This window comes from Corallococcus sp. Z5C101001, assembly GCF_007352635.1.
Taxonomy (GTDB): Bacteria; Myxococcota; Myxococcia; order Myxococcales; family Myxococcaceae; genus Corallococcus; species Corallococcus silvisoli.
The window spans coordinates 599278-612688 of sequence record NZ_VKLU01000005.1 but is presented as its reverse complement, the minus strand read 5'-3'; the positions used below and the strand labels follow the sequence as shown (position 1 = coordinate 612688).

14 protein-coding genes and 5 tRNA genes are annotated in these 13411 nt (G+C 69.0%); 15 read left to right on the top strand and 4 right to left on the bottom strand.

Annotated elements, in window-relative coordinates:
• Positions 1–9 precede the first annotated feature (9 nt).
• The 4 genes from hrpB to FOF48_RS12920 form a co-directional block, all read right to left on the bottom strand.
• The gene (gene hrpB, locus FOF48_RS12935) at positions 10–2574 is read right to left on the bottom strand and encodes an ATP-dependent helicase HrpB (protein ID WP_143901340.1); all 2565 of its coding nucleotides are present in this window, start codon (positions 2572–2574) and stop codon (positions 10–12) included.
• 45 nt (positions 2575–2619) lie between these two features.
• Complete coding sequence (locus FOF48_RS12930) at positions 2620–3834, bottom strand: hypothetical protein (protein WP_143901338.1); 1215 nt, start codon at positions 3832–3834, stop codon at positions 2620–2622.
• A 42-nt stretch (positions 3835–3876) separates the two neighbouring features.
• Positions 3877–4572, bottom strand: coding sequence for an HAD family hydrolase (locus tag FOF48_RS12925; RefSeq protein ID WP_143901336.1), 696 nt, complete (start codon positions 4570–4572; stop codon positions 3877–3879).
• Positions 4573–4635: 63 nt separating this feature from the next.
• Positions 4636–5148 (bottom strand): HEAT repeat domain-containing protein, encoded by a 513-nt coding sequence (locus tag FOF48_RS12920; protein WP_143901334.1) that lies wholly within the window; start codon positions 5146–5148, stop codon positions 4636–4638.
• 234 nt (positions 5149–5382) lie between these two features.
• Here FOF48_RS12920 and FOF48_RS12915 point away from each other — a divergent pair, with 234 nt between their 5' ends.
• The 15 genes from FOF48_RS12915 to rplK all read left to right on the top strand — a co-directional run bounded on the left by FOF48_RS12915 (position 5383) and on the right by rplK (position 13402).
• Positions 5383–5775: a DsrE family protein gene (locus tag FOF48_RS12915; protein ID WP_120566049.1), complete on the top strand. Its 393-nt coding sequence runs from the start codon at positions 5383–5385 to the stop codon at positions 5773–5775.
• A gap of 213 nt (positions 5776–5988) precedes the next feature.
• Positions 5989–7290, top strand: coding sequence for an adventurous gliding motility lipoprotein CglB (cglB, locus tag FOF48_RS12910; protein WP_143901332.1), 1302 nt, complete (start codon positions 5989–5991; stop codon positions 7288–7290).
• Between the two features lie 78 nt (positions 7291–7368).
• The gene (locus FOF48_RS12905; RefSeq protein WP_143901330.1) at positions 7369–8343 is read left to right on the top strand and encodes a RimK family alpha-L-glutamate ligase; all 975 of its coding nucleotides are present in this window, start codon (positions 7369–7371) and stop codon (positions 8341–8343) included.
• Between the two features lie 65 nt (positions 8344–8408).
• Positions 8409–8855 carry a hypothetical protein gene (locus FOF48_RS12900; RefSeq protein ID WP_143901328.1) on the top strand — a complete coding sequence of 149 codons (447 nt, stop codon included), beginning with the start codon at positions 8409–8411 and terminating at the stop codon, positions 8853–8855.
• A gap of 5 nt (positions 8856–8860) precedes the next feature.
• Positions 8861–9658 carry a 23S rRNA (guanosine(2251)-2'-O)-methyltransferase RlmB gene (gene rlmB / locus FOF48_RS12895; protein ID WP_143901326.1) on the top strand — a complete coding sequence of 266 codons (798 nt, stop codon included), beginning with the start codon at positions 8861–8863 and terminating at the stop codon, positions 9656–9658.
• 127 nt (positions 9659–9785) lie between these two features.
• A tRNA-Thr gene (locus FOF48_RS12890) sits at positions 9786–9858 on the top strand.
• Between the two features lie 78 nt (positions 9859–9936).
• A tRNA-Tyr gene (locus FOF48_RS12885) sits at positions 9937–10020 on the top strand.
• Positions 10021–10029: 9 nt separating this feature from the next.
• Positions 10030–10105, top strand: a tRNA-Gly gene (locus FOF48_RS12880).
• A gap of 21 nt (positions 10106–10126) precedes the next feature.
• Positions 10127–10202 (top strand) — tRNA-Thr (locus tag FOF48_RS12875).
• A gap of 16 nt (positions 10203–10218) precedes the next feature.
• Positions 10219–11409, top strand: coding sequence for an elongation factor Tu (gene tuf, locus FOF48_RS12870; RefSeq protein WP_143901324.1), 1191 nt, complete (start codon positions 10219–10221; stop codon positions 11407–11409).
• Positions 11410–11503: 94 nt separating this feature from the next.
• A complete protein-coding gene (rpmG, locus tag FOF48_RS12865) occupies positions 11504–11668 on the top strand; it encodes a 50S ribosomal protein L33 (RefSeq protein ID WP_002617522.1) in 165 nt (54 codons plus the stop codon).
• 22 nt (positions 11669–11690) lie between these two features.
• A tRNA-Trp gene (locus tag FOF48_RS12860) sits at positions 11691–11766 on the top strand.
• 88 nt (positions 11767–11854) lie between these two features.
• Positions 11855–12298, top strand: a complete 444-nt coding sequence (gene secE, locus FOF48_RS12855) for a preprotein translocase subunit SecE (protein ID WP_143901322.1) — start codon at positions 11855–11857, stop codon at positions 12296–12298.
• Positions 12298–12846 carry a transcription termination/antitermination protein NusG gene (nusG, locus tag FOF48_RS12850; RefSeq protein ID WP_143901320.1) on the top strand — a complete coding sequence of 183 codons (549 nt, stop codon included), beginning with the start codon at positions 12298–12300 and terminating at the stop codon, positions 12844–12846. The genes secE and nusG overlap by 1 nt, the downstream gene beginning before the upstream one ends.
• A gap of 109 nt (positions 12847–12955) precedes the next feature.
• On the top strand, positions 12956–13402 hold the full coding sequence (rplK, locus tag FOF48_RS12845) for a 50S ribosomal protein L11 (RefSeq protein ID WP_120596209.1): 447 nt from the start codon (positions 12956–12958) through the stop codon (positions 13400–13402).
• Positions 13403–13411 lie beyond the last annotated feature (9 nt).

Below are 13411 nucleotides of genomic sequence, written 5' to 3'. Positions count from 1 at the left end.
CCCAGCGGCTCAGCGCCTCGGAGGACGAGGCGCGGGCGGCTCGGCGTGGCGCGGATCCTCGGGCCACGAATGCCGCGGATACTTGCGGCACAGCTCCTTGCGGATCGCCGGGTAGTGACGCTCCCAGAAGCCCGCCAGGTCCGTCGTCACCTGCACGGCGCGCATGTTGGGGGCCAGCAGATGGAGCACCAGCGGTACGCGGCCCGCGCCCACGCTGGGCCCCTGGGCCATCCCGAAGAAGTCCTGCAGCCGTGACTCCACCCAGGGGGGCTTGTTGGGCTCGTAGTGCACCTTCACGCCGCGCCCGCCGGGCAGGGTGACGCGCTCGGGGGCATGGTTCGCCAGCAGGCGCTGCTGTTCGGAGGACAGTCGCGCGTAGAGCGCGTCCAGCAGCGACACGCCGTCCAGGTCGGAGAAGCTGCGCGCGCCCACGCAAAGGGACGCCAGCGCATCCCGCAGGAAGGTGGCGTCCACGGCGGGAAAGCCCGCCTCGGGGAAGGCCTTTCCCAGCAGCTCCACGCGGGTGCGCCACTGCTCCAGCGCCTCGGGCTCCGCGAAGCGCTCCGGGCCCGCGGCGAGCGCCGCTTCGGCCAGCACTCGCGCGGCTTCCTCGGACGGAGGGGCGGGGGTGCGCGTCTCCTCCAGCACCAAGTTGCCGTACGCCAGTCGGGTCAGGCGCTCCACGCGGCGCGAATCCGGATTCCACTGGAGCGTGTCCACCTCCTCCAGGGCCTCCGGGTAGAGGTCCAGCAGCCACTCGGCCTCCACGGCGCTGGCGAGCCGGACCACGGCGCCACGTCCGGGGCGCTCCTCGGCGTCCACGGCGACCATCAGCTCCGCGTCCTGGACGACGCTGGATTCGGACAGGCTGGTGGTGCCGCCGCCGAACATCAGCAGGTCGGGCGAGCGGGGCCGCCGCCGGCGGGCGACGCGATCCGGATAGCCCGCGAGCACGCTGAGCATCAGGGCCTGCTCCACGTCCTCGGGTCGTCCGGGGCGTGAGCCCTGCTCCCGCACCGAGCGCCGCAGCTGTTTCTGCACGCGCTCCACGGACTGCACCGCCCCGGCATCAAGCGACAGGGACTGCATGCGGCCGGAGGCGAAGCCTGAACGCCCTGCTTCGCGGAATCGCTCCAGGAGCTCCAGCAAATCGGAAGGGCCGCTGACGATGGCGGACGCCCGTCCCCCGCCGCCCAGGTTGGCGCGGGCCTCGCGGCGGATGTCCCGCTCGCCCATGAGGGCCGCGAGCACGGCGGCCTCGCCGCCCACGCCTCGCCGCTCACCCTCGACGATGACGCGGGCCTGGCGCGGGTGGACGGGGAAGCGCAGGAGCCGCTGCCCCACGTCCGTCACCTTGCCTTGTGCATCCACCGCGCCCAGCCGGCGCAGCAGCGTCTCCGCGGCCTCCAGCGCGGGGGCGGGGGGTGGCTCGAAGAAGGGGAACACCCCCAGGTCCCTCACGCCCGAGGCGCGCAGGGAGAGCACCGTCTCCGCCAGGTCGGTGCGGCGGATCTCCGGGGCCTCCTGGTCGGGGCGCCCGTCGAAGTCATGCTGGGTGTAGAGGCGCACACAGTGCCCCGCGCGGGTGCGGCCCGCGCGGCCGGCGCGCTGCACGGCGGAGGCGCGGCTCACCTTGCCCAGCTTGAGTTGCGGCAGGCCGGACCACGGCGAGTGCGACGCCACGCGGGCAAGCCCACTGTCGATGACGACCGCGACGCCGTCGATGGTGACGGACGTCTCCGCGACGTTGGTGGACAGGATGATCTTCCGGCGCGAGCTGCGGCGCACGGCGCGGTCCTGCTCCGCGGGGGACAGATCGCCGTGAAGCGGGAGCACGTCGGCGTCATGGCGCTCGGCGAACTCCGCGCAGGTGTCGCGCGCCCGGCGGATCTCCCCAGCGCCCGGAAGGAACACGAGCACATCGCCGTCGACGCCCTGGGTGAACAGGCGCTTGAGCGCGGAGAGCACCTGTTGATCCAGGTGCCGCTCGTCCGGGGCGGGAAGGTATTCGACGCTGACGTCGAAGCGCCGGCCCTCGGAGCGCAGCGACGGCGCGCCGCCCAGGTACGCGCGGACGGGCTCGGCCTCCAGGGTCGCGGACATCACGACGAGCTTGAGGTCGGGCCGGGACGACTCCTGCAGCCGTCGCAGCAGCGCGAGCGAGATGTCCGCGGACAGGTGTCGCTCGTGGAACTCGTCGAGCACGACGATGCCCACGTCGCGCAGGGTGGGGTCGGTGAGCAGCCGTCGTCCGAGCACGCCCTCGGTGACGAAGGACATGCGCGTCTTGGGGCCGCGCACGTCCTCGAAGCGGACCTGGTAGCCGACGGTCTCGCCCACGCGTTCGCCAATCTCCTCGGACACGCGCTGCGCGGCGAGCCGGGTGGGCAGCCTGCGGGGCTGGAGGACGACGATCTCCCGTCCCTGGCCCAGGCCCGCCTCCAGCAACGCGCGGGGCACGCGGGTCGTCTTGCCCGCGCCAGGAGGTGCCTCCAGCACGAGCGACCGCGAACTCCGGAGCGTGGAGACGATGTCGGGCAGCAGGGGATCGATAGGGAGGGCGACGTCCGCCATGTCCGGGTTCCTCTTCACGGCGGGCAACTCACCGCGCGTCGGGTCTCAAGGCGTGCCAGCCTCGGACGGGTCGGTCTTCTTGCGGCGCCGGGGGCGGATGGCCTCCAGGACATCGGACGCGGGGGGCTCCGAAGGGGCGTCCGCCTGCGCGGCCTCGGGGGCAGGAGCCGCGTTCTTCGGCGGTCGGCCCCGCCGCGCGGGGCGGGGCGGAGAGGAGGGCTCAGGCGGGACGATCTCCCTCTCGCCGTCCGAAGCTTCGGCCTCGCTTCCTGGAGTCTCCAAGGCCTCCTGTGACGGATTCCCCGGAGCGCCGGCCAGCGCGGAGTCTGGAGACGCCGCACTCCGCCGGCCCTTGCGGGTTGGGGGCGAGGGAGGAAGCTCCGCGCTCGCGGTTCCATCCGCGGGAGGCTCTGCTTCATCCGTGGCTTCGGAATCCGCGTCCTGCGCGTCGTCCTCGGACGGATCCGCGTCCTGAGGACCGTCGAAGGCATCGTCGTCCGGGGCGGCATCGCCCTCGTCACCGAAGAGGGCGGGAGCCCCTTCCTCGGCGGAGAGCGCGAGCGAGCGACCCGCGCGCTTCCGAGGCTTGAGGGTGAGCCCGGCGGCCTCGAAGACGCCCGGCACGGGGACGAGCGCGGCCTCGGCGAGGAGTCGCCCCTGTCGCAGCGCCACATCCAGGCGCCGTCCCAGGGACACCAGCGCCTCGCGCAGGGCGGCCTCCTGATCCGGGGGCAGCGGGGTCGGGGACAGGCTCGCGGTCCAGGCCGCGAAGGTCGCGGCCACCTGATCCACGACGGGGCGGACCATCGCGAAGTCATCGCGCGAGAAGATCCGGGTCACGTAGGCGCTCTTGAATCGCCGCTCGTAGGACGTGGCGTATTCGTTCACGAGCTCCACGGGAGCCCGGCGCAGCTGCGGGAACTTGAGGTGGGGGAAGAGGGCTTCGATGACGGGGGCGCGGCTGCTGGCGGTGAAGGTGATGCCCGCGTGCAGCTTCTCCAGGGCATCCACCCACCGGCCCTGCTGGTCGAAGGAGAACTCCTCGCGGGCCTCATCGAGTTCGGGCAGGTCCTTCACCTGTTCGAGCAGGCCGCCCGCCGTCTCCCGGGCTTCGCGCAGGCGCTCCAGCGCGGAGGCCAACCACTGCTTCTCGGCCTCCAACCCCGGCCTGCCGACGACCATCTCCTCCGCCGTGGCGAGTCGGGCCTCGAAGGCCTCGGCGAAGCGGATCAGCTCATAGGATTCGAGCGTGGACGACATGCGTGGACGACTCCTCGGAGGGGCGGCGGAGATACCACACCTTCACCGTCCGACGAGCAGTGCCTCCAGGGCCTCGGGAACGGAGAAGTCCGCGAAGGCCCACTCGGCGCCGGCGTCGAGCAGCGCCTGGGGCGTGAAGTTGCCCGTGCCCACGCCAATCGTCTCAGCGCCAATGCCCTTGGCGGCCGCGACGTCCTTGGGCGTGTCACCGATGATGACCACCCGGCACGTCTCCAGGGGCTGGCCCAGCTGCGCCGCGCCGGCCTGCGCGCCGTGCCGGATGAGGGCCACGCGGTCCTCGAAGTCGCACCCGAAGCCTCCGAAGGCGAACTGGTCGTGGATGCTCACGCGCTCCAGCTTCACCCGGGCGCCCGCGCGCACGTTGCCGGTGCCCAGCCCCACCGCGAACCCCGGCCGCGAGCGCGCCGCCGTCACGGCCTCGCGCATGCCCGGATGCAGCCGGTACTCCCGGGCATCCACCTTGGGGACCTCCAGGCCCAGGTGGGCGACGTACGCATCGACGACGGCGCTGATGGCCGCCTCGGAGTCAGGCACGCCGATGATCCCCAGGCCCTTGCGGACGATGGCCCGGTCCGTCATGCCGGACATGCTGAAGCCGTCGCACGCGTCGCGCCGTTGATGGAGCTGCTCGAAGGCGAGGCCCATGGCGCGGCGTCCGGCGCCACCCGTGGTGACGAGGGTGCCATCGATGTCGAAGAGGAGAACGGTGGGGCGCATGGCCCTCCATCTAACGGAAGGCCCCGCCCGACGCGAGCCCCGAGCCATCCGCCGTGGCTAGGTTCAGGGTTCGGCCAGCGTAAGGCCCTGTTGGAGGGCCTCTCGCACCTGGGGCACATCCTCGAGCGGAAGCCGCTCCTCCAGCACCTCCCGCACCTGCTGGCCCCCCAGCCGACCGAGCGCCTGGGCCACGGCCTCGCGGATCCGCAGGTCGCGGTCCTCCAGCCGGGCCCGCAGCGTCTTCACGGCCTCGAAGCCCAGGCACTGGCCCAGGGCCGCGGCGGCCTGGCTGCGAACGTCGGAAGGTCGGTGCGGATCCTCCAGCATCGCCTGGAGCGTCTGTCCCGCTTGAGGGAACTCCACCCAAGCCAGCGCCGTCACGGCCCGCATCCGCTGAGCGTCGGAGACGCTCGGGTCCTCCGCGAGCGCCGCGAGCACGGGCACGACCTCTGGCCCCAGCCTGTGCCACGCCGCCTCCGAGGCCACGGTCGGCAGGGCGAGCAACCCCAGGGCTTCCGCGCGCAGCGCCCCGGGGACGGCGGAGGGGGGCGTCGCGGACGCAGCGGGCCGGGCCATCGCGGCGTTCGCACGGACCGGCGCCGCGTCCGAAACGGGGGCCGTGCCGGCGAACACGGCGAGGGCCGCCAGGGCGCTCCCCCATGGCATGGCGGAGCGGGAAGGGGCCGGCGAGGGACGAACACCGCGGGGGCGGGACGACGGGCTCGGCATGCGGGGGCTCCCGGTGGAGGAGGGGAGCCCCGGTTATACGACGGCTGCCGGTCCGGACTCGATAACGCTAAGGTCGGAGCCATGGCCGGACGCGTCTTCTTCTTCCTCCAGCACGCCACGTACGAGCCCGCATACCAGGCGGCCTCCATGGGCATCACCGCCGCCGCGATGGGGGATGATGTCTACTTCGTCTTCGCCTTCGAGGCCCTGCGCCAACTGGTCCGGGGGGGCTTCGGACTGGCGCACAGCGAGCGCGAGCGCACCGAGGCGGCCCGCGCCGAAGGGCTCAACGTCCCCACTCCGGCGAGGATGCTCGAGGAGGCCCGCGCCCTGGGCGCGAAGCTCGTGGCCTGCGACACCACGGTGCGCATCTGTGGCCTGTCACCCCAGGAACTGCACGGCACCCTGGACGATGTCATGGGCCTGGCCTCCATCTGGAGGCTGACGGACGGCGCTCGCGTCCTCACGCTGTGAGGGCCCCTGGCGGATCCACCACCCCGCGGAGGGAGGAGGATGTCCGACAGTGGAAACGCGCTGCGCCCGGGGATCCCCTGTCGTTGCAACTTGGCAGCGTTACCCGAATGGGAGCCGTCGGCCTCGCGTGGCTGTAGCCTCGGTGGGCGCCCACGCGTTACGCTGGGGCATTCGCGGTTCGTTGTTCCCCCCTGGAAGGAAACTCCCAAGCCTATGCGCGCCAAGTCGACCCCCCTGAGCGCACTGCTGGCCGGCATCATCGGTGGTGCCATGATGGCCGGCTGTCAGACCTATGACTTCGAGCCGGTGGATCCGCTCGCGATCGCTCAGACGACCAAGGAGACGGTGATCACCGCTCGCAAGAGCAAGCCGGACGTCATGCTGCTGGTGGACACCTCCGGCTCCATGACGTTGCCGGTGAACCCCGACATGGTCGTGAACGGCGTCCAGGTCTGTCACCGCAAGGACGAGCTGGGCCGCGACTACATCTGCAGCGATGACGTCCCCTGTGACACGTCCGTGTGTCCCACGCGCTGGTCGGAGCTCCAGGGCGCCATGGGCCCCTTCCTCGCGGAGAGCGGCAAGCTGGTCCGCTTCGGCCTGACGACATATCCCGCGCCGAACACCGCGACGACGCCGAGCGCCGCGCAGCTCTGTGCGGCCGCCGCCCCAGGGGAGAGCGTCCGGGTCGCCATCCCTACGGCGCTGGACTCGGACGACGATCTCCAGGCCCACGCGAATGCGCTCAACACGATCCTGCAGGCCATTCCCAACGCGGGCCCGAACCAGCCCAAGGGCGGTACGCCGACGAGCGGGAGCCTGACCTTCACGAGCTCGCTGCTGACGACCGACCCGAATGAGCGCGATCAGATCATCATCCTGCTGACCGACGGTCTGCCGAACTGCAACGACAACAACCAGTACGACGGCAGCAAGCCCGAGTGCCGCTGCACGGTGGCTTCGTCCCAGTGCTCGGCGCAGGCGAGCCCGTACTTCCGCCGGGGTTGCCTCGACAAGAACGCCTCCGTGACGGCCGTGGAGACGCTGAAGGGCCGTGGGATCAAGACCATCGTCATCGGGTTCGGCGCGGAGACGTCGGCGGGTGATGGTCCCAGCGTTCTCAACGAGATGGCGCTCGCGGGCGGCTTCGCGCGCGCGTGCAAGGCCAGCATCGACTGCGGCGCGGGTGACACCTGTGACGTCAACACGGGTTTCTGCGGTCGCTCCTTCTACCAGGCGGGCAATCGCGAGGAGTTGGCGAACGCGCTGAAGAAGATCAGCGAGCAGATCACGGGCGATGAGCCCTGCTTCATCAAGCTCGAGCCGAGCCAGATTCCCTCGAACGACAAGCTCATCGTCGTCTACATCGACGGCGAGCGGACGCTCGCGGGGCCCGACACCTGGTCGCTGGGCGAAACGGGCGTGACCTTCACGGGCAGCGCCTGCGCGAAGCTGGAGTCGTCGCGTCCGGAGGCCCCGATCAGCGTCGAAGTGCGCGCCATCCGCCAGCTCTAGGCGGCAGGCGGGCGGAGGCGGCTTTACCCGGGCGGTGGCGAGGGTTATAGGGACCTCGCCGGGCCGGTCGCCTCCGCCATGAAAATCACAGTCCTTTCGCGCTCCGCCTCCATCTCGTCCACGCGGCGGATCGTCGACGCAGGTCGCGCGCGAGGACACCGGGTGCGTGTGCTCAACCCGCTCCGGGTGCAGATGCATCTGGACGGGGCCAGCCGGGCGACGCTCCTCTACGACCGCAAGAAGCTCACCCCCACCGACGTCGTCATCCCGCGCATCGCCCTGTCCATCAGCACCTACGGGCTCGCGGTGGTGAACCAGTTCGGTCTGGCGCGCGTGCCCCTGGTGAACCATGCCCAGGCCATCGCGCAGTCGCGCAACAAGATGCGCGCGCTCCAGCTCCTGTCCGCCCATGGCATCGACATCCCCGCCACGGTGATGGCCCGGGACGCGGCCCACCTCAAGGAAATGGTGGGGCTCGTGGGCGGAGTCCCCGTGCTGGTGAAGCTGCTCCAGGGCCAGGAGAAGCACGGCGTGATGGTCTGCGAGAGCCTCCAATCACTGGAGGCCGCGCTGGAGGCTGTGCTGGGCCTGGGCCACAACCTGGTGATGCAGGAGTACGTACGGAGCACCGGGCAGGACGTGCGCGTCCTCGTGGTGGGCGGAGAAGCCATCGCCGCGGTGCTGCGCAAGCCGCGCCCCGGCCGGCTCTCGCACACGCTGAACCGGGGAGCTCGGCTGGAGGCCCTGGCGCTGTCCCCGGGCCACCGCGCCACGGCGGAGAAGGTGGCCCGCCTCGTGGGCCTCGAGGTGGCCGCGGTGGACATCCTGGATGTCCAGGGCCATCCCAAGGTCTTCGAGGTGAACAGCTCGCCCGCGCTCCTGGAGATGGAGGCCGCGACGGGCATGGACCTGGCGACCCCCATCATCCTGCGCGCGGAGGCCCTGGTTGAAGGAGCCACTCCCGTCTGGAGCGCGGCGCTGGAGACGCCCCAGTCCCTGCCCCCACAGCCAGGGCGCAAGGGCCCCGTGAAGGTGAACGCGCCGCGGAGTTAGAAGAGAAAGCGCTCCCCGCGCGTGCGAAGCCCCGGTATACGAACGCCGCCTTCCTGGAGACGACCATGCCGAACCCCCGCCGCTTGCCGACCCTGGCCCCCCTGCTGCTGACGCTCGTGAGCGCGCCGGTGCTGGCCCAGGACGTGGACCCCACCACCCTCTACGAAGTCACCACCGAGGGCACGTCGACGCAGGTGAAGGCGGGAGGGCAGGGCACCTTCGTGCTCGCCATCAAGTCGAAGGCCGGGGCGCACGTCTCCGACGAGGCTCCGCTGAAGCTGGAGCTGACGGGCAAGCAGCTGACGCCCGCGCAGAAGACGCTGACCCGCGAGCAGTCGGTGGCGAAGAAGGCCGCGGGCCAGCAGTTCGTGGATCCGCGCTTCGAGGTCCCCTTCACTGCTATTTCCGCCGGCAAGGGCTCGCTGGACGCGACGCTGACCTTCTTCATCTGCACGGAGAAGATCTGCGCCCGTCAGAAGAAGGTCTTCTCGCTGCCCGTGGAGGTCCAGTAGCCCCCATGAGAGAGCGCTCCCCCAAGTCCGGCGGCGAGCGCGGCGGCCATGAAGCCCCGCGCTATGTCCATGGTGTCAACCCCGTGCTCGAAGCCCTTCGCGCCCATCCGGACGCGGTGGAGCGGCTCTTCATCGTCGACGGACAGGTGGGCGCCAAGGCAGCGGGCGAACTGCTCAGCCGCGCGCGTGACGCCGGCGTCCGGGTGGAGAAGGTCGGCCGCGAACGGCTGACCTCGATGGCGGAGGGCGGCGTGCACCAGGGCGTCGTCGCCGAGCTCCGGGGCTTCCAGTACGTCGACCTGCAAGACGTGCTCGATGCGGCGAAGGCCCGCTCCCAGCCCCCGCTGGTCGTCGTGCTCGACGGCATCCAGGATCCGCACAACCTGGGCGCCATCATCCGCTCGGCCCATGCGCTCGGTGCCCATGGCGTCGTCCTCGCCAAGGATCGGGCGGTCCAGGTGACGGGGACCGTGGCCAAGGCGTCCGCGGGCGCCGTCGAGTACTGCCCCATCGCGCGCGTCACCAACATCTCCCGCGCCCTCGAGGAACTGAAGGAAGCGGGCGTCTGGGTGGCGGCAGCCGATGTGGAGGGCTCCGAGCCGCTGTGGAACGCCCGGCTGGACGGCCCCCTGGCGCTCGTCGTGGGCGCCGAGGGAGCGGGCGTGAGGGAAGGGGTCCTCAAGCACTGCGACTTCCGCCTCCGGATTCCCATGGGCGGTCAGGTCGGTTCATTGAATGCGTCGGTTTCCGCCGCGATTCTGCTATACGAGGTCGCCCGCCAGAGGGGCCGTCCAACCCGCTGATGTTTCGTGGATCAATCTCCTTGACTTGGAGAGTGGGGGCTTCTAAAAGGTCGCGCCTCTCAAGTCGCTGCCGAGAGGTTGACGGTCCGCCTGGGATGAAGTAGGGCGGGGCAGTTGCTGGATGGATGCCGGTGTAGCTCAGTCGGTAGAGCAACTGATTTGTAATCAGTAGGTCGCGGGTTCAAATCCCGCCGCCGGCCAGGTAGGACGGGCCGCGGAGAAGGGCCCGAGACGCGAAGTCGTGGTAGAGCGGTTCGCAGCACCACATGAGAATATCTGGAGGGATACCCAAGCGGCCAAAGGGAGCAGACTGTAAATCTGCCGGCTCTACGCCTTCGATGGTTCGAATCCATCTCCCTCCACTCGGCAATGCGGGAATAGCTCAGTTGGTAGAGCGTCAGCCTTCCAAGCTGAATGTCGTGGGTTCGAATCCCATTTCCCGCTCCAACCGTTGTAGTGCATCGCCAAGCCCTGATAGCTCAGTTGGCAGAGCGCATCCTTGGTAAGGATGAGGTCACCAGTTCAATCCTGGTTCAGGGCTCCATTTTTCGAGGAGTGTCATGTCCAAGGAAAAGTTCGATCGCAGCCTGCCCCACGTGAACATCGGAACGATTGGGCACGTGGACCACGGCAAGACGTCGCTGACGGCGGCCATCACGAAGGTGCTGGCGAAGACGGGCGGCGCCACGTTCCTGGCGTACGACCAGATTGACAAGGCGCCGGAAGAGCGTGAGCGCGGCATCACCATCTCCACGGCGCACGTGGAGTACAAGACGAAGAACCGGCACTACGCGCACGTGGACTGTCCGGGACACGCCGACTACGTGAAGAACATGATCACGGGCGCGGCGCAGATGGACGGCGCCATCCTGGTGGTGTCGGCGGCGGACGGCCCGATGCCGCAGACGCGTGAGCACATCCTGCTGGCGCGCCAGGTCGGCGTTCCGTACATCGTGGTCTTCCTGAACAAGGTGGACCTGCTGGACGACCCCGAGCTGCGCGAGCTCGTGGAGATGGAGGTGCGTGACCTCCTGAAGAAGTACGAGTTCCCCGGGGACACCATCCCCATCGTCCCCGGTTCCGCGGTGAAGGCGCTGGAAGGCGACACGTCGGACATCGGCGAGCCGGCCATCCTGAAGCTGATGGAGGCGGTGGACAGCTATATCCCGACGCCGCAGCGCGCGACGGACAAGCCCTTCCTGATGCCGGTGGAAGACGTGTTCTCCATCGCCGGCCGTGGCACGGTGGCGACGGGTCGCGTGGAGCGCGGCGTCATCAAGGTGGGCGAGGAAGTGGAAGTCGTCGGTCTGCGCGCGACGCAGAAGACGGTGGTGACGGGCGTGGAGATGTTCCGCAAGCTGCTGGACGAGGGCCGCGCGGGCGACAACATCGGCGCGCTGGTTCGTGGCCTCAAGCGCGAGGACATGGAGCGCGGCCAGGTGCTGGCGAAGCCGGGCAGCATCACGCCGCACACGAAGTTCAAGGCGCAGATTTACGTGCTGTCGAAGGAAGAGGGCGGTCGTCACACGCCGTTCTTCAAGGGCTACCGGCCCCAGTTCTACTTCCGTACGACGGACGTGACGGGCACGGTGAAGCTGCCGGACAACGTCGAAATGGTCATGCCGGGCGACAACATCGCCATCGAGGTGGAGCTGATCACCCCGGTCGCGATGGAGAAGGAGCTCCGGTTCGCCGTCCGCGAGGGCGGTCGTACGGTGGGCGCGGGCGTCGTTGCGGAGATCATCGCCTGATCGGCTTCCCGCCGACCAGCTTTTACGGGCACTGAGTTGCGGAGGGGAGGGCTGCTTTTGTAGCCTTCCCTTCTCGCATCTGGTGAAATGAGCCATGCCGAAGGGTAACCGTTCCATCATCTCGCTCGAGTGCACGACGTGCAAAGAGCGGAACTACACGACCACGAAGAACAAGCGGAAGAGCCAGGACAAGCTTGAGCTGAGCAAGTTCTGCCCTCGTTGCCGCAAGCATACGGACCACAAGGAAGGCAAGGTCTAGGTCGTCTGTTCCATGAAGGTTTAGGCCAGTAGCTCCAACGGTAGAGCAGCGGTCTCCAAATCCGCGTGTTGGGGGTTCGAATCCCTCCTGGCCTGCCAGCTTCAGTACAGGGACCCCCGGTACCGAGCGGTGCCGGGGGTCCCTGCCTTTTCGCAGTCCAGCTTCCACAGTCCCTCGTGAGGCACCATGGCGACGGCATCTGAGGCCAGCCAGCAGGCTAACCGCTCGGGTATCGACCCCAAGCGGCTCGTGGTCATCTTCTATCTCGTCGCCGGCATCGTCCTGGCCCTCTTCCTGGAGCACGTCTTCGGGTTGCTCTGGAGCCGGTTCGGCTGGAGCGACGTCGAACTGTTCGAGGGCCTTGGCTGGCGCGTGTCGACCCTGGTGGGCTACGTGGCGGCCCTGGGGCTCGTGCTGGCGTCCTACTTCCACCCCCGTACGCACGCCCTGTCCATCGACGTGGCGTCCGAGCTGATGAAGGTCACCTGGCCCTCCTGGTCGGAGACCCGCGCGTCGACCATGGCCGTGGTCGTCGCCTCGCTCGTGGCGGCCGTTCTGCTCTTCTGCATCGACACCGTCGCCTACAACTTGATGGTGGAGTGGCTGCCTGCCCTGTGGGGGAAGCTGTAATGGCGAAGAAATGGTTCACGGTCCAGACCTACTCGAACTACGAGAACCAGGCGAAGAAGAACCTGGAAGAGCAGGTGCGCCTCAAGGGCCTGCAGGACCAGGACTTGATCGGTGAGATCCTCATCCCCATGGAGCAGGTCGTGGAGATGGTGAACGGCGAGAAGAAGACCACCCGCCGCAAGCTCTTCCCGGGCTACATCTTCGTCCAGATGGAGCTCAGCGACATCACCCTGCACCTGGTGAAGAACACCTCCAAGGTGACCGGGTTCCCGGGCGTCGGTCAGAACGAGCAGCCCCGGCCCATGTCGGACGCGGAGGTCGCGCGTCTCACGGCGCAGGTCACCGAGGGCGCGCACAAGCCCAAGCCCAAGGTCCAGTTCGAGACGAGCGACACGGTGCGCGTCATCGACGGCCCGTTCGCCAACTTCAACGGCACCGTGGAAGAGGTCAACCCGGAGAAGGGCCGCGTCCGCGTGCTCGTCAGCATCTTCGGCCGTGCGACCCCCGTGGAGCTCGACTTCATGCAGGTGGAGAAGACCACCGGCTAGCAGTTCCCAGTCTTCCGCGCCCGAGTGACGGGCGCGGATCAACGGGTGGGAGGGTCGTCCCGTCTGGCGACCCGTTGGAACCACCCTCTCGAAAGGCAGCAGTCCGCCGATGAAGAAGGTCACAGGTCAGGTCAAGTTGCAGATCCCCGCCGGCAAGGCGAACCCCGCCCCGCCGATCGGTCCCGCCCTCGGTCAGCAGGGCGTGAACATCATGGAGTTCTGCAAGCAGTTCAACGCCAAGACGCAGGCGGAGGCCAAGGAGGGTCTGATCATCCCGGTGATCATCACCGTGTATCAGGACCGCTCCTTCACCTTCATCCTGAAGACGCCCCCCGCCGCCATCCTCATCAAGAAGGCCGCGGGTCTCCACACGGAGAAGAAGAAGGGTTCGGGCGCGAAGAAGCCGGGCAAGGAGAAGGTGGGGCAGATCACCCGCAAGCAGCTCGAGGAGATCGCCAACAAGAAGATCCAGGACACCACCGCCGCGTCCATCGAAGCCTGCATGAACACCATTGCTGGCACCGCGCGCTCCATGGGCATCGACGTCGTCGGCTAGCCCGCCCCA

Excerpts from the sequence above, each read along its gene's own strand:
- rplK (WP_120596209.1), top strand. The coding sequence starts at position 12,956 with ATGAAGAAGGTCACAGGTCAGGTCAAGTTGCAGATCCCCGCCGGCAAG.
- rlmB (WP_143901326.1), top strand. The coding sequence starts at position 8,861 with ATGAGAGAGCGCTCCCCCAAGTCCGGCGGCGAGCGCGGCGGCCATGAA.
- FOF48_RS12930 (WP_143901338.1), bottom strand. The coding sequence starts at position 3,834 with ATGTCGTCCACGCTCGAATCCTATGAGCTGATCCGCTTCGCCGAGGCC.
- FOF48_RS12905 (WP_143901330.1), top strand. The coding sequence starts at position 7,369 with ATGAAAATCACAGTCCTTTCGCGCTCCGCCTCCATCTCGTCCACGCGG.
- hrpB (WP_143901340.1), bottom strand. The coding sequence starts at position 2,574 with ATGGCGGACGTCGCCCTCCCTATCGATCCCCTGCTGCCCGACATCGTC.
- cglB (WP_143901332.1), top strand. The coding sequence starts at position 5,989 with ATGCGCGCCAAGTCGACCCCCCTGAGCGCACTGCTGGCCGGCATCATC.
- rpmG (WP_002617522.1), top strand. The coding sequence starts at position 11,504 with ATGCCGAAGGGTAACCGTTCCATCATCTCGCTCGAGTGCACGACGTGC.
- nusG (WP_143901320.1), top strand. The coding sequence starts at position 12,298 with ATGGCGAAGAAATGGTTCACGGTCCAGACCTACTCGAACTACGAGAAC.
- FOF48_RS12925 (WP_143901336.1), bottom strand. The coding sequence starts at position 4,572 with ATGCGCCCCACCGTTCTCCTCTTCGACATCGATGGCACCCTCGTCACC.
- secE (WP_143901322.1), top strand. The coding sequence starts at position 11,855 with ATGGCGACGGCATCTGAGGCCAGCCAGCAGGCTAACCGCTCGGGTATC.
- FOF48_RS12920 (WP_143901334.1), bottom strand. The coding sequence starts at position 5,148 with ATGGCCCGGCCCGCTGCGTCCGCGACGCCCCCCTCCGCCGTCCCCGGG.
- tuf (WP_143901324.1), top strand. The coding sequence starts at position 10,219 with ATGTCCAAGGAAAAGTTCGATCGCAGCCTGCCCCACGTGAACATCGGA.
- FOF48_RS12915 (WP_120566049.1), top strand. The coding sequence starts at position 5,383 with ATGGCCGGACGCGTCTTCTTCTTCCTCCAGCACGCCACGTACGAGCCC.
- FOF48_RS12900 (WP_143901328.1), top strand. The coding sequence starts at position 8,409 with ATGCCGAACCCCCGCCGCTTGCCGACCCTGGCCCCCCTGCTGCTGACG.